Consider the following 14,325-nt stretch of genomic DNA (forward strand, 5'->3'; position numbering starts at 1 on the left):
GCGCCTTCCCGAGACATCTTAGGGAAACCCGCGCGGGAGGACTGCCCCGGTAGTCCACTTGACCGCTTACCATGAGCCGCGTGTCGAAAGAGGCGCGGCAACAGTGAGAAAGGAGGCCATTCATGGCCAAGAAGATCGACGGCTATATCAAGCTGCAGGTGCCCGCCGGCACCGCCAACCCCTCGCCGCCTATCGGCCCCGCACTGGGCCAGCGTGGCGTGAACATCATGGAATTCTGCAAGGCCTTCAACGCCGCGACCGACAGCCTCGAAAAGGGTATGCCGATCCCGACGATCATCACGGTCTATGCCGACCGCTCGTTCACCTTCATCACCAAGACTCCGCCGGCCAGCTTCCTGATCAAGAAGGCTGCCAAGCTGAAGTCGGGTTCGAAGGAGCCGGGCAAGGTTTCGGCCGGAACCATCAAGCGCTCGCAGCTCGCCGAAATCGCAGAGACCAAGATGAAGGATCTCAACGCGAACGATATCGAGCAGGCAACCAAGATCATCGAAGGCTCCGCGCGTTCGATGGGCCTCGACGTGGTGGAGGGCTAAGACCATGGCAAAGCAGACCAAGAAGCAGCAGGTTCGCGCCAAGCTGGACAGCGAAAAGCTCTACACCGTCGACGAGGCGCTCGCCACGCTGCGCGAGCACAAGAGCAAGTTCGACGAGACCGTCGAAGTCGCGATGAACCTGGGCGTCGACCCGCGTCACGCCGACCAGATGGTTCGCGGCATGGTTTCGTTGCCGAGCGGCACGGGCAAGGACGTTCGCGTCGCCGTGTTCGCCCGTGGCGACAATGCCGACAAGGCTCTCGCCGCCGGTGCCGACAAGGTCGGTGCGGAAGACCTCATGGAAGACATGCAGAACGGCAACCTCAACTATGACCGCGTGATCGCCACGCCGGACATGATGGGCGTCGTCGGCCGTCTCGGTAAGGTGCTGGGTCCCAAGGGCCTGATGCCGAACCCGAAGCTGGGCACCGTCACCCCGAACGTCGAACAGGCGGTCAAGGATGCGAAGGCCGGCCAGGTCGAATTCCGTGTCGAGAAGCTGGGCATCATCCACTCGGGCATCGGCAAGCTGTCGTTCAAGGACGCCGACCTCAAGGCGAACTTCAAGGCGCTGACTGAAGCCGTCGTGAAGGCCAAGCCGTCGGGTGCCAAGGGCAAGTATGTCCGCAAGGTTACCCTGACCAGCTCGATGGGCCCGGGCCTCAAGCTCGACCTCACCGAAGTCGAAGGCGCCTGAGCCACTCGCTTCGAGCGATGAGATCAGAAGGGCCGGGGGGGAACCCTCCGGCCCTTTCTCATTGTGGCATTGGTACGCCCCGCAATTGGCGCGAGTAGAGCCAGCCGATTCCGATCAGGCTGAAGCCCAGCGCCATGAAGCTGGCGATGCGCAACAGGCCCTCGAGCCCGGCCGCATCAACGATAAAGACCTTGGCAACCGCCAGGACCATGAGCACCAGCGATCCGACCCGCCAGCTGCGTTCTCCCCGTCGGCTGCCGAGGATCAGGAAGCCGATCGCCAGGACAATGCCAAGCAGCGAGCGCAGCAGGTCCTCCGTCTGCGTCATCGGCGCATCCACGGGTATCGAACCAGCGAATGCCTGTCGGAGCAACGTTAGGGTTCCCAGGCTGACCAGCGCGACGACAAGCCCGTCTGCCGCAGGTTCCAGGCGCTCGGCAATGGCCCCGCGCAGCATCAGCGCCGTGCCGACCGCAACCGCATAGGCGGCCAGCACCAGGTTGGCGACCGGCGTCGCGCCTACTGCCTGCCTGTCCCACAGCGGGTTATGCAGCAGGCCGGTGTAGACGAGGAAATGGACCAGCGCGGCAGTCATGATGACCCGCCCGACCAGCGGTACCCTTGTCATCGCGGCCCATCCCGCCGCAAGCAGCAGGGCTTCCCAAAGCGTACGCTCGGCAAGACCCTGCGATACGAAGGCCGCGATCGTCTCGATCGCGAAAACCTGCTTGAATGCGACATGCAGCGCCACCGCGAGCGGGATGAGAGCAAGCCATTCCAGGCGGACAGTCACGCTCCGCCAAGCATGCGGAGGGAGCCGGAGGAACGCCAGCGCAGCGATCAGGGGTAGCAGGCGACGTCCGATCATCGCCAGCGAAGGGATTGCATCGACAAATACCGGCTCGCCGCCAAGCGACATCAGCGCTGCGCCGACCCAGTTCAACAGTGGGAGGAGCGCCCAGAACGCGGTGATGGCCACGGCGACCAGCCTGGCGACCGGGCGGTCCGGCAGACCGAAGGACAATGCGATGGCCAGCAAGGCGGCTGCCCAGGCCAGAGTCCAGCCCGGTAGCACTTGCGCGAGCGCAGCATAGGCCAGCGCCGCGGCAGCCCCTTCCGCGAAATGACGCAACTCGGGCATCCGCTCGCGCCATGCGAGTGCTGCCATGACTGCGAGCGGGGCGAGCCAGCGAAGGAGACTACGCAGGCCAAGCGCCGGTTCGGTGCCTGCGGACAGACGCATGACCTCGGCCTCGACCGCAACGTGACCGAGGAGCGAGAAAATGCTTGCCGTTCCGATGCCCCAGAGCAGCCCGAGCAGTTCCTTTTCCTCGCGTTCGCGCAGGAGGGCAAAGCTGCCCGCGAACAGGGCTGCAGCCACGATTGGCGCAAGCCACGCGGGGGACACCATGAGGCTGGCGGCAAACACCAGCATCAAGGCAACGAGCAATTCGAAGGCCAGCACGGTCGCAGGGCCCCTGTGCCAGAGACGCCATGCCGCCAGCGCCGGGAATGTGGCGAGCGCCAGCGTTCCCGCTGCCAGCGCTGCTTCGATGCGATCTGCGGAGAAATCTCCGTAGGAGGCGTAGGCGATCACGGCCAGCGCAGCCGTCACGCCTCCAACCTGCCAGAGATCGATCTTGCGTTCGTCCTCGCGCCAGATGTGAAGCAAGGGAAGTCCGGCAAATATTGCTGCAATGCCGCATGCCACGACAGTGAACCCTTCGCCCGACGCACCGCTCCACTGGCCCAGAAGCAACAATCCGACCGATGCGGCAACGGCATTTGCCTCCCGCATGTCGGGTCTCTTCCAGCCAAAGAAGCCGAGAGTCGCACCGAGCAAAAGGTAGAGCCCCCAGGCGAGCGGCGAATACCCGCCGCTGTCGACCAGCAGTGCCAGTTGGACACTTGCAACCAGTGCGGACGCAAGGCGGAACGGTAGCTCGAAGCGGCCCATCCCCGAAAGCGCGGGCAGCACTGCGCCGAGCACGACGAAATAGAGGCCAAGTGCCAGAACGTCGGCGAAACCGGGATCGCCGCCGAGCAGCAGCAATGCGCCCCAACCGAGGCCACCGACCATTGCGGCGATGCCCATCCATTCGCGCTTCTGCTCGCGGCCCGCGTAGGTAAGGCCGCCGGTGACGAGGCCGAGATAGAGTGCCAACAGCGGCAGATTGGCATTGTCACCCCCGACCACTGCCGGCGCGGCAAAGCCACCGACGAGGCCCAGGACCGCGCTTGGGATGCCGAAACGGAACGACAGCGCAATGGCGCCGGCGGTGACCGCTGCAAGGCCGAGGAAGGCCATCGTCTGCCCTATCAGCCCGTATTGTGTGCCCGCGAGATAGAACCCGGCATAGAGCGTCGCGAGGCCTGCGCCCGCCAGCGCTTGCGCCACACGAGGATCGGCGACCTTCTCGCGAAAACGGTACGCGGCTTCGGCGCCGGCGATCAGGCCGCCGCCGAAGACGAAGGCCATGATGACGCGCAGCAGCGGAGTGATCAGCCCGCGTTCGATCGAATATCGAACCAGGAAAACCCCGGCGACCGCCAGGGTGACCCCGCCAGCCCAGATCGGCAGCCTGCGACCGAAAACGTCTTCAAGGTCGAACGCGAACATTTCGCGCAGTGGCTTGCGCGGGTGGAGTTCTTCGGTGTGATCCACGACCGCAGGTGCCGTGACCTGAGGCTCGCCAGCTGGTTCGGTCGTCTCCGAAGGGGGCGCGGAATGAACCGTCTGGCTCAGGCGAACCTTGGGAACCGTAACCGTTTCGCGAGGTGCCGGAGGGGCGGTTCGTTCAACCGGGACAGGCGCTTCGCGCTCTGCCGGACGCATGGTCCGCATTGCATCGAACATGTGATCCTGCAGCTCGTCGAGGCGCTCGAGCTTTTGTTCGGCCCGGTCGAGACGATGCCACAAGCGGGCGACCAGCCCGGCCAGTCCGAAGATGAAAAGCCATTCCATCGCGCGATCCCCCTCGCGCCATTTCTAACGGTGGCTTGGTCGGCGCGAAAGCCGCAGTCAGATTCCGCCGTGGGTAAAGGCAAATCCTGCGGCATCGAGTCCTTCGCACAGTTGCGCCATGCAGGCCTTGAGCGCCGCTTCGTCGGTCGAGCGGATGACGAAGTTCGATCCGACCTTGCCTTCGCGGAAAAAAGGATAGCTGCCGATCTGGCAGTTCTCGAACGCCTTCTCGGTATCGCGCAGCAGGATCGCGACCTCGCTTTCGGGGATGAAACCGCCAACCGTTTCGCTCAGCAGCGGTGCCCCCCCTTCGAGCGTGCCGGTCAGCGCGTCGAGCATGCCCGCGGTGATGTGCGGCACGCCGGCCATGAGGTGGAGGTTGCCGATCTTGATGCCCGGTGCACCGGACATGCGGTTGGGGATCAGTTCGGCTCCCTCGGGCACGCGTGCCATCCGCAGGCGCCCTTCGTTGAGGCCACCCTTGTCGGCATAATACTTCTCGAGGATCGCCCGCGCCGTTGGATGAACTACGACTGCGACGCCCAGCGCCTCGGCAACCGCATCGACGGTGATGTCGTCATGCGTCGGGCCGATCCCGCCGGTGGTGAAAAGGTAATCGTAGGCCTCGCGCAACGCGTTTACCGCCTCGACAATCCGCTCGACCACATCGGGGACCACCCGGACCTCGGCGAGGCGGATGTTCTGCACCTGAAGCCAGCTGGCGACCTGCGCGATGTTCTTGTCGTGCGTGCGGCCGGACAGGATCTCGTCGCCGATGACGACGAGGCCGGCGGTATAGATGCGTTCGCTCATGCGTGAGGACGTAGTGCGGCTTTGTCCGGAAAGCTACTCTGCAGCTTCCAGCTGTTCCTCGACCTCGCGTGCATTTGCTCCATGGCGGTGAAGATCCAGAATGCCGTCCTCCAGCGGATCGGTTTTCATCCGCTTTCGGTCGATCACGTATTCCTGGTTGAGCCGCCACGGGTAGCTGACCGCGTTCTTCGGCATGATGTGCTTGCCGCGCTGGATATAGCCGCTGGAGAAATCGAAGATGTCGTCTTCCTCGAGCCCATGATTCTCGGCGAGAACAGGTACGGCAACGTCGGTCCCTGTCGCCTTCTGCTTGACCAGCACCCGGCAGATATAATCCGAATTGATGTCGGCCCGAAGTGTCCAGCTGGCATTGAGATAGCCGAACACGGCCGCAAGGTTCGGCACATTCGAGAACATGCAGCCCTTGTAATAGAAGTGCTGCGCCAGATCGATCGGCTGGCCTTCCTTCGATAGGGCGATCTTGCCCGCGACGGCGAGCTTGAGCCCGGTTGCGGTGATGACGATGTCGGCGGGCAGGAACGTATCGTCTGTCAGACGCACGCCGCCCTTTTCGAAAGCCTTGATGTGGCCGGTTACGACCTCGGCCTTGCCCTTCTTGATCGCCTGGAACAGATCGTCGTCGGGAACGAGGCAAAGGCGCTGTTCCCACGGGTTGTAGGGCGGGGTGAAGGGCGTGAGATCGTAGTCCTTGCCCATCGACTTGCGGATCCGCTTGTGAAGCCCGTCCTTCACCTTTTGCGGCTTGTTACGGGCCATCTTGAAGCTGATGTCCTGCATCTTGATGTTCTTGAACCGGGTGATGTTGTAGGCCGTTTTCTCCGGCAGGATCTTGCGCAGGAAATTGGCGATGCCGTCCTTGGCCGGGCGGCTGAACATCCAGGTCGGCGTGCGTTGCAGCATGGTGACCTTCGCCGCCTTGTCCGCCATCGACGGGACGATGGTGACCGCCGTTGCGCCGGATCCGATGACGACGACGTTCTTGCCGCTGTAGTCGAGGTCCTTGGGCCAGAACTGCGGGTGGATGACCTGCCCTTCGAACTCGCCGAAATCGAAGCCGGGATCATAGGGTTCGTCGTAGTCGTAATAGCCCGCGCCAAGGTAGAGCCAGTTCGCGGTCAGCATCTTGCGCTCGCCCTCACCGGTTTCGAGCGTCACATGCCAGCGCGCATCGCTCTCGCGCCAGTCGGCGGAGATGACCTTGTGATTGAAACGGATGTGCTGGCGGATGCCACGCTCGTCGACGATGCGGTCGAGATATTCGAGGATCGAGGGAGCATCGGCGATCGACTTCTCGTGCTTCCACGGCTCGAAATCGAATCCCAGCGTGTGCATGTCGCTGTCCGAACGGATGCCCGGGTAACGGAACAGGTCCCAGGTCCCGCCCAGGTTCTCTCGGCGCTCGACGATCGCGTAGCTGTGGCCCGGGGCCTTCTCGGTCATGTGTGCTGCCATGCCGATGCCGGAAATGCCTGCCCCGACGATGAGAACGTCGAAATCGGTCGCCGTGTCTGCCATTAATTTGTCTCCCACTTTACGCGAACGTAACCCAAGCGCGAGGCGTGCGCTAGTAGGTTGTGAAATGCAACCCGAACTAGGAGGCGCGGGAGGCCAGCTCGCGTCGCCTCTCGGCAGGAGTTTGGACAGGGGCGCTGTGAGATTGCGCCGGTATTCGCGCGGCTCTGACGCTCTTCAGGCGCACCAATAGGTGTATGAGCACAAGAGGCCCGAGGTAGAAGGGAAGCTGGCGGAGCAATGTCAGGAGGATTCCGTCGCGGAAGACCACGATCGAGGTCGCTGCAAAGAGAGCATAATAGAGGCGCGGCATGGCATCGTCGTTGCGCGTGAGCAGCCGGGAGTGTGCGCCGCCGTAGAGCATCGCAAAGATCGCCGCCTGGATGATGAGGCCGAAATAGCCGAGCGACATCCAGCCCGCGCCGGGCATTGAAATCGTCATCCCGATCGGCGTGCCGTAGTCCCACAATTTGAAGAACTGCACAGGCGAGCCGATGGGCTTGTCTTTCCACAGGGCGCGGGGGACCGGTTCGGTGAAAATCTGCAGGTTATGGGCGAAATAGTCCCAGCTGCCCGTCCGCTGGGGGACGGCGTAGACGATGTACTCGAAATACTCGAGGCTGGCGAAATCCATGTGTTCGAGCGGATCGAGCTCCATGGCCGAGGTGTAGGTATCGCCGGCGTCGCCTCCCAGCACTCCGCGAATGGCAGCGCCGCGGTCCACGACCACTGCATTGAAGGTGAGAAAGCTGATTGCGGCAATCGCCATCACGCGCCAGTCGAACCAGCTTCGGCGCCGCTCTAGCAGGAAAAGGAAGGCGACCGCCGCTGCAGCGAAGATGAAGGAACCGCGGCCGCCCGAGCCGAGCATCAGCAGGCTGGCGGCAAGGAACAGCAGCCAGCCAGAGGCGCGAAACCGGAGCAACCAGACCGCGAGCACGGCCAGTGGGCCAAGGACCAGCGCGGACTCGCTGAACCAGCCGTTGCCCTCGACATTGACCATGATTCCGGTCGCCGCATCGCGCGCCATGGTTGCGTAAGGGTCGATACGGCGATTCCAGTTTTCCAGCTGTGCAGCCACGGCAAGCGGCACCAGCAGCGCGGAGACGAGCAACATCGGTCCGACCATCGCGCGCCGCAAGCGATCGAAGCCGCCCGTCGCCACAGGTTGGGAGGGAACGGACGCCACTTTCAGCGATACGGCGACGAAGACCACCATCGCCAGATTTGCACCCAGTATGACCGTTATCTTGTCCGCCATCGAAGGCTGGAAATCGTAGACCCGATAGACGAGATCGAACTTGTAGAACCACGCGAACAGTGGGCGGATCACGAAGATGAAGCCGTGGAAGGCGAGGTAGATCGACGCCGGGTGCAGCAGGCTCGCCGCCTCCTGCCTTACATAGGCGATGCAGACCCCGACGAAGAGGATGCAGGATGCAAGGAGGAGGAACTCGTACACTCCAGGAAGGATGCCTTTGCGGAGTGTCTCAGGCAAGCAGCGGACGTACGCGATGCACTGAATTTGTCCGGGCAGCAGCCGTCAGTCTTGACCCTCGCCCGGCCGGTCCATCTCACGGATGATGTGACCAAGCACGCTCGGGTGGAGAGGATTGTCGAATTCGGCCCCCACGGTGCTCCCTTCGCGCCATTTCACATCGGTGGTGATCGGACCGATATTGCCGACCTTGATAAGGATCGTGCTGCCGACCTCCAGCACCGAAAATCGGTCGAAGAAGCGGCATCCATATTCGGAGATGTCCTTGATCCAGATGTCTCGCGACTGGCCGTGTTTCGACCGATAGCGTCCAGCAACCTGAACCATATGTCGTTCTTCACGGCGACTGTCGCTTGGCATGAGCTTTCCTGGATTTTCGTCAGGATAGCCATGGCAAGACACTTTGCACAAGCGGATTGCCGCCCGCTACCAATCAGACAAGCGATCGGTTAGGGGTTGGGCGCGAGAGGAGTCGGGGCAAACATGCCGCATGATGATAAGGGTAGGGTCCGCCGGATGACGTCGATTGACGTCGCCGAACGGGCAGGGGTCAGTCAGTCTACGGTCAGCCGGGCGCTCTCCGGGTCGGAGACGATAACCGAGGCAACCCGCCGCCGTGTCGAGGAGGCGGCGCGCGAACTGGGCTATTTCGTCAACGCCCGTGCCGCCGGCCTGCGTAAGGGCGAAACCGGCACGATCGCGATCGTCATCATCGGTCGCGAGGGGCAGGGCGCTGCAGCGATAAATCCGTTCTACTATTCCATGCTCGGCAGCACCTGTGCCGCGGCAGCAGAACGCGGCTACGAAGCGCTGGTGTCGTTCCAGGCGCAACCGGACGACTTCTTCGGCCACTACGTCGCGCGACGCCAGGCCGACGGCGTCGTCGTGATCGGTACGGCGACCAACTCCGCCGCGTGGGACTATTTCCGCGAATGCGCGAAGGAAACCGATGCGATCGCCTTTTGGGGTTCACCTTTCGACGATGCGGTGTGGGTGCGTTCGGACAATCGCGAGGGCGGGCGGATCGCGGTTCAGCGGCTGGTCGACAGCGGCGCGAGGAACATCGTCTTTGTCGGCGACACCAATTCCTCGCAGCGGCAGTTCCGAGAACGTTATGAAGGCTATGCCGAGGCCGTGGAGGCGGCGGGCCTGCCGGTTAGCGAGCCAGTGGTCAGTGAAGGCGAGGACCGTGTGTCGCAAGGGCGCAGCGCGATTGCCGCATTGGTCGATGCCGGGACGAAGTTCGATGCGCTCTTCTTCGCTTGCGATGCCATGGCGCTCGGCGCGCTGGAAGAACTCTCGGCGCGGGGCATCTCCGTGCCCGGCGACGTCGGCGTGGTAGGCTTCGACGGCCTTGGTTCGGGCGAATTCAGCTCGCCGCCACTGACCACCGTCGAGCCGGATTTTGCCGCGGCAGGAAAGCTTCTTGTCGATACGGCACTGGCAGGTGAGGGCGAAAAGCCCGAACGCCGCGTTCCGGTTCATCTCGTGGAGCGTTCGAGCGTCCGCTGACGCCAATCGACAAACTGCATTTGCCCTCCCTGCCTCACCGCCTATGAAGCGGTCACGCACAGGGAGAGCATAATGAAATCGAGTATCGCTTCCGTCCTCGCGGTCTTGTTCGCGAGCCAGGCCGCATTCGCGCAAGATCCGCAGCCGAGTCCCAATCCGGTGGAGGAACAGGAAGTCGATGCATCGCAGGAAACCGGACCCAAGGACGGTTCGGGGATTGCGGTTCAGGCCGCTCCGGCCAAGCCCGCTGCCGAAGCCAAGAAGGAAGACGAGAAGTGGGACGTCACCGAACCGCGCGGGGCGACGATCCGCCAGGTGCCGATCCGCACCGACGAGGGGACATGGATGGATGTCGACGTCTCGCCAGACGGCGGGATGCTCGCCTTCTCCCTGCTCGGCGACATCTATACCATGCCCATTTCCGGCGGCACGCCGACGCGCGTCGCCGACGGCCTCGCCTGGGAAGTGCAGCCACGCTTCTCGCCCGACGGCAAGCGTATCGCCTTCACCTCCGACCGTGCAGGGGGTGACAACATCTGGGTGATGAACGCCGACGGTTCGGGCAAGAAGCAGGTCACCAAGGAAGATTTTCGCCTTCTCAACCAGGCGAGCTGGTCGCCCGATGGCCAGTACATCGCGGCGAAGAAGCACTTCACCACCCAACGCAGCGCCGGCACGGGCGAAATCTGGCTCTACCACGTGTCCGGCGGTGGCGGAGTCAAGCTGGTCGCCCGCGCCAACGAAAACCTGCAGAAGGAACTGGGCGAGCCGACCTACGCACCTTCGGGCGATGCGGTCTACTACACGCGCAATGTCACCGGCGGTAACTCGTTCGAATATGCGCAGGATTCGACGCAGGGCACCTTCGCGATCGAACGCTACGACCTCGGCACCACCGAAGTCACCACGGTCGCCAGCGGGTTCGGCGGCGCTGTGCGCCCCTCGCCGTCGCCGGATGGCAAGTCGCTTGCCTTCATCCGCCGCGACAAGGATCAGACCGAACTCTGGGTGAAAGACCTCGCCAGCGGCGTTGAGCGCATGGTCTATGGCGACCTCGACCTGGACATGCAGGAAACCTGGGCGGTTTACGGGTTCTACCCGCTGATGGACTGGACGCCCGACGGCAAGAGCATCGTCGCATGGGCAGGCGGCAAAATCCGCCGCATCGCCGCCGACGGTAGCGGGGCGACTGTCATTCCCTTCCGCATCGACGATACGCGCGGCGTCGCCGACGCGCCGCATCCGGTCATTCCGGTGGGTGAAGACAGCTTCACCGCGAAAATCCCGCGCTTTGCCAGCGTGTCGCCCGACGGACGAACGGTTGCCTTCGAAAGCCTTGGCAAACTCTACGCCAAGCCGGTGGCGGGCGGCGAACCGCGCCGCCTGTTCTCCGATGGCGGGGACGCTCTGGAGCTGTGGCCGAGCTGGTCGCGCGACGGGCGCAAGCTGGCCTTCGTGCGCTGGACCGATGCTGGCCTGGGGCAGGTGATGGTGGCCGATGCCAATGGCCGCAATGCGAAAGCGGTCACCACCATGCGCGGGCACTATGCGCTGCCGCAGTTCTCGCCCGATGGCCGTACTGTCGTGTTCGAGAAGCGCTCTGGCGGATACCTGACTTCGCCCCAGTATTCCGAGAACGAGGGCGTTTATGCGGTTTCGGTCACCGGCGGGACGCCGAAGCTGATTGCTCGCGACACGTCGGAGCCGCAGTTCGGTGCAGCGAGTGACCGCGTGTTCATGCTCGGGCGGTCGGGCGGCAAGCTGCAGCTGATCTCCGCCAACCTCGATGGTGACAAGCGACAGGTGCATGCCGAGGGCGAACTTGTCAGCGGCTATAGCGTCGGCCCCAAGGGGGACATGCTAGCCTTCCGCGAGAACTACGAAGTCTTCGTAACGCCGCTGATGCCAGGCGGGCAGGCGGTTACATTAGGCGAGAAGGCCAGTTCCCTGCCAGTGACCCGTGCGAGCAAGGGCGGCGCGGACTATGTCGGCTGGACCGACGGTGGCCGCACGCTGACCTGGTCGATGGGACCGACGCTGTTCCGCGCACCGATCTCTTCGATGTTCGCCAACGCTCCGCAGGACAAGGATGCTCCCAAGTTCGAGCCACCGGTGAGCGGTGTATCACTGGCCCGCACGGTCCAGGCGGACAAGCATCAGGGCGTGGTCGCCCTGACAGGCGCGCGCATCCTGACGATGACCGGCGATGGCGCAGGCGTGATCGAGAACGGTACGATCGTTATCGACGGTGATCGCATCGCTGCAGTCGGACCCGCCTCATCGGTCAGCATTCCGGCAGGTGCCACGAAGGTCGATGCCACGGGCAAGACCATCATGCCCGGCCTCGTCGACGCACACGCGCATGGATCGCAGGGGACGGGCGACCTTGTCCCGCAGCAGAACTGGTCGCTGGTCCAGAACCTCGCGCTCGGCACGACGACGATCCACGATCCTTCCTCGCAAGCGAGCCAGATTTTCGAAGCGTCCGAACGCCAGCGGGCGGGCCTCCTGCTCGGGCCGCGCATCTTCTCGACCGGCGAGGTCATCTATGGTGCGAAGGCACCGGGTATCTATGCCCGTATCGACGGCTATGACGATGCGCTGGCGCATGTCCGCCGTATCAAGGCGCAGGGCGGTGTGTCGGTGAAGAACTACAACCAGCCCCGGCGCGAACAGCGCCAACAGGTGGTTGCTGCGGCGCGCGACGAGAACATGCTCGTCGTGGCCGAGGGTGGTTCGCTGTTCGGCATGGACATGAACCTGATCGCCGACGGCAATTCGACGGTCGAACACAATGTCCCAGTGGAGCACTTCTACGAAGACGTGCTCCAGTTCTGGGCCGGGTCGCAGACCAACAACACGCCGACCCTTGTCGTTACCTATGGCGGCCTGGCGGGCGATCCCTACTGGCGCCAGGCGACCGACGTGTTTGCCAACCCGCTGATGGTCCACACCCCGCCGCGCCAGTTGATCGCGGAGACCGGGCGCCGGACGAAGGCACCCGATTGGGCCTATGTCGATGATGATTCCGCGCGCGAGGCGAAGAAGCTCAGCGAACGCGGCGTCAAGATCAGTATCGGCGCGCATGGCCAGCAGGCAGGTATCGGCTCGCACTGGGAACTGTGGAGCTTCGTGCGCGGCGGCATGACGCCGGTCGAAGCGCTGCGGGCAGGGACGATCGTTTCGGCACAATCGCTGGGCATGTCGCGCGATATCGGCAGCCTTGAGGTCGGCAAGCTCGCCGACCTGCTGGTGCTGTCGGCGGACCCCAGCACCGACATCCGCAATTCGGACAAGATCGATCGCGTGATGCTCGGCGGGCGGCTCTACGATGCCCGCACCATGAACGAGGTCGAAACAGGGACGGCGAAGCGCCTTCCCTATTGGTGGGAGTGACCTCGGCGCCTAGGCGGCGCGAATGTGGCCCAGGAAGTCCTGCACCTTGCGGCGCAGGACATCCGCCTGCCCTTCGAGGCTCTCGGCCGAACTGAGCACCTGTGCGGCGGCAGCCCCCGTGGCGAGCGAGGTTTCGCGAACCTCCTCAATGCTGCCCGAGACCTCATCGGTCGAGCGAGCGGCCAGGTCGATGCTGCGTGCGAGGTCCTGACCTGCAACTGACTGCTGGTCGACAGCACTGGCGATCGAGACCGCAGTGCGTTCGAGTTCGCGAATCTGGTCGGCAATCGAGCGCAGTGCGCCGACGCTTGCGCCAGTCGAATCCTGCATTGTGCGGATTTGCTCGGCGACTTCTTCGGTCGCGCGGCTGGTCTGCGCGGCGAGTTCCTTCACCTCGCTGGCGACGACGGCAAAGCCACGTCCTGCTTCCCCGCCACGAGCAGCCTCGATGGAGGCATTCAGTGCGAGCAGGTTCGTACGCTGTGCAATCGACTGGATCAGTTCGACGATCTGGCCAACTTGGTCCGCTGAATTGGCGAGGGCGGAAATGGTCGCATCGGCACCGGTCGCGGTTTCTGTCGCGCGGCGGGCCAGCTCGGCCGAGTGCGACGCCTGGCGGCTGATCTCGCCGATCGACATGGCGAACTCGTCCGATGCGGAGGCGGCAGCGGTGGCACCTTCTGCAGCGCCTTCCATGGCGCGGATGACCTGTTCCGACTTGCCGGTGGCCTGGTCGGCAGTCGCGGCCATGCTCGCAGCCGTCGTCTTGAGCTGGCTGGCAGCGGATGCGACGCTGCCCACGACTTCACCAATGCTGGTGTCGAATTCTCCGGCGAATCGCAGGACTTCCGCCTTGCGCGCCTCTGCGGCTGCCTTGCGGGCGACGAAGAGCTCGTCGAGCTTGTGCCCCGACTTCAGGAACACCGCGAGCGATCGGGCGAGGTCGCCGATTTCGTCGACCCGGTCGGTACCCGAAACCTCGATGTCTCGAGCGCCTGCGGCAAGGCGGCCCATCTCGCGCGAGATGTCCACGAAGGGTACGATGATCTGGCTGCGGATGAACTGGAGGCTGGCCACACCGAGGATGAGCGCGATTGCAGTGATCGCGATGATGCCGATCTTGGCCGAAGCGATGTTGGCGGGGTCGGAAAAGCCCCACAGGGCGAGGAGCGTTACCGACACCAGCCCGCCCATCGTGAACACGGAAGCGATCATGGCCTTGTGATCGAGCGAGCGCGACATGAACCAGGCAGAAATTCCCCCTTGCTCGCCCTTTCCGGCACTTACGGCGATGTCGACCGCCGCAATCTCCTCAACCATTTCATCCGTAAGGATTTTCGTCTGCGCGTTCATCGCT

10 protein-coding genes are annotated in these 14,325 nt (G+C 63.7%); 4 read left to right on the top strand and 6 right to left on the bottom strand.

Annotated elements, in window-relative coordinates:
* Positions 1 to 122 precede the first annotated feature (122 nt).
* Both rplK and rplA read left to right on the top strand, forming a co-directional pair.
* Positions 123 to 554 (top strand): 50S ribosomal protein L11, encoded by a 432-nt coding sequence (gene rplK, locus IRL76_RS01085; RefSeq protein ID WP_200982369.1) that lies wholly within the window; start codon positions 123 to 125, stop codon positions 552 to 554.
* 4 nt (positions 555 to 558) lie between these two features.
* A complete protein-coding gene (gene rplA / locus IRL76_RS01090) occupies positions 559 to 1,251 on the top strand; it encodes a 50S ribosomal protein L1 (RefSeq protein WP_200982372.1) in 693 nt (230 codons plus the stop codon).
* A 58-nt stretch (positions 1,252 to 1,309) separates the two neighbouring features.
* On the opposite strand, the gene IRL76_RS01095 is transcribed toward rplA, so the two are convergent.
* From IRL76_RS01095 to IRL76_RS01115, 5 genes are all read right to left on the bottom strand, one after another.
* Positions 1,310 to 4,216 carry a DUF2339 domain-containing protein gene (locus IRL76_RS01095; protein WP_200982374.1) on the bottom strand — a complete coding sequence of 969 codons (2,907 nt, stop codon included), beginning with the start codon at positions 4,214 to 4,216 and terminating at the stop codon, positions 1,310 to 1,312.
* Between the two features lie 57 nt (positions 4,217 to 4,273).
* Positions 4,274 to 5,029: a competence/damage-inducible protein A gene (locus tag IRL76_RS01100; RefSeq protein ID WP_200982376.1), complete on the bottom strand. Its 756-nt coding sequence runs from the start codon at positions 5,027 to 5,029 to the stop codon at positions 4,274 to 4,276.
* A gap of 33 nt (positions 5,030 to 5,062) precedes the next feature.
* Positions 5,063 to 6,565: a flavin-containing monooxygenase gene (locus IRL76_RS01105; RefSeq protein WP_200982378.1), complete on the bottom strand. Its 1,503-nt coding sequence runs from the start codon at positions 6,563 to 6,565 to the stop codon at positions 5,063 to 5,065.
* Positions 6,566 to 6,641: 76 nt separating this feature from the next.
* Positions 6,642 to 8,024 carry a hypothetical protein gene (locus tag IRL76_RS01110; protein ID WP_200982380.1) on the bottom strand — a complete coding sequence of 461 codons (1,383 nt, stop codon included), beginning with the start codon at positions 8,022 to 8,024 and terminating at the stop codon, positions 6,642 to 6,644.
* An 81-nt stretch (positions 8,025 to 8,105) separates the two neighbouring features.
* Positions 8,106 to 8,420, bottom strand: coding sequence for a hypothetical protein (locus IRL76_RS01115; RefSeq protein WP_216629300.1), 315 nt, complete (start codon positions 8,418 to 8,420; stop codon positions 8,106 to 8,108).
* A 156-nt stretch (positions 8,421 to 8,576) separates the two neighbouring features.
* On the opposite strand from IRL76_RS01115, the gene IRL76_RS01120 reads away from it, so the two are divergent.
* Together IRL76_RS01120 and IRL76_RS01125 are read left to right on the top strand one after the other, a co-directional pair.
* Complete coding sequence (locus tag IRL76_RS01120) at positions 8,577 to 9,572, top strand: LacI family DNA-binding transcriptional regulator (protein WP_246449888.1); 996 nt, start codon at positions 8,577 to 8,579, stop codon at positions 9,570 to 9,572.
* Between the two features lie 72 nt (positions 9,573 to 9,644).
* Positions 9,645 to 12,968 carry an amidohydrolase family protein gene (locus IRL76_RS01125; RefSeq protein WP_200982386.1) on the top strand — a complete coding sequence of 1,108 codons (3,324 nt, stop codon included), beginning with the start codon at positions 9,645 to 9,647 and terminating at the stop codon, positions 12,966 to 12,968.
* Positions 12,969 to 12,977: 9 nt separating this feature from the next.
* Here the strand turns inward: IRL76_RS01125 and IRL76_RS01130 are convergent, their stop codons facing one another.
* The gene (locus IRL76_RS01130; protein ID WP_200982388.1) at positions 12,978 to 14,321 is read right to left on the bottom strand and encodes a methyl-accepting chemotaxis protein; all 1,344 of its coding nucleotides are present in this window, start codon (positions 14,319 to 14,321) and stop codon (positions 12,978 to 12,980) included.
* Positions 14,322 to 14,325: the final 4 nt, after the last annotated feature.

Source organism: Qipengyuania soli (assembly GCF_015529805.1).
In the GTDB taxonomy this organism is placed as follows: Bacteria; Pseudomonadota; Alphaproteobacteria; order Sphingomonadales; family Sphingomonadaceae; genus Qipengyuania; species Qipengyuania soli.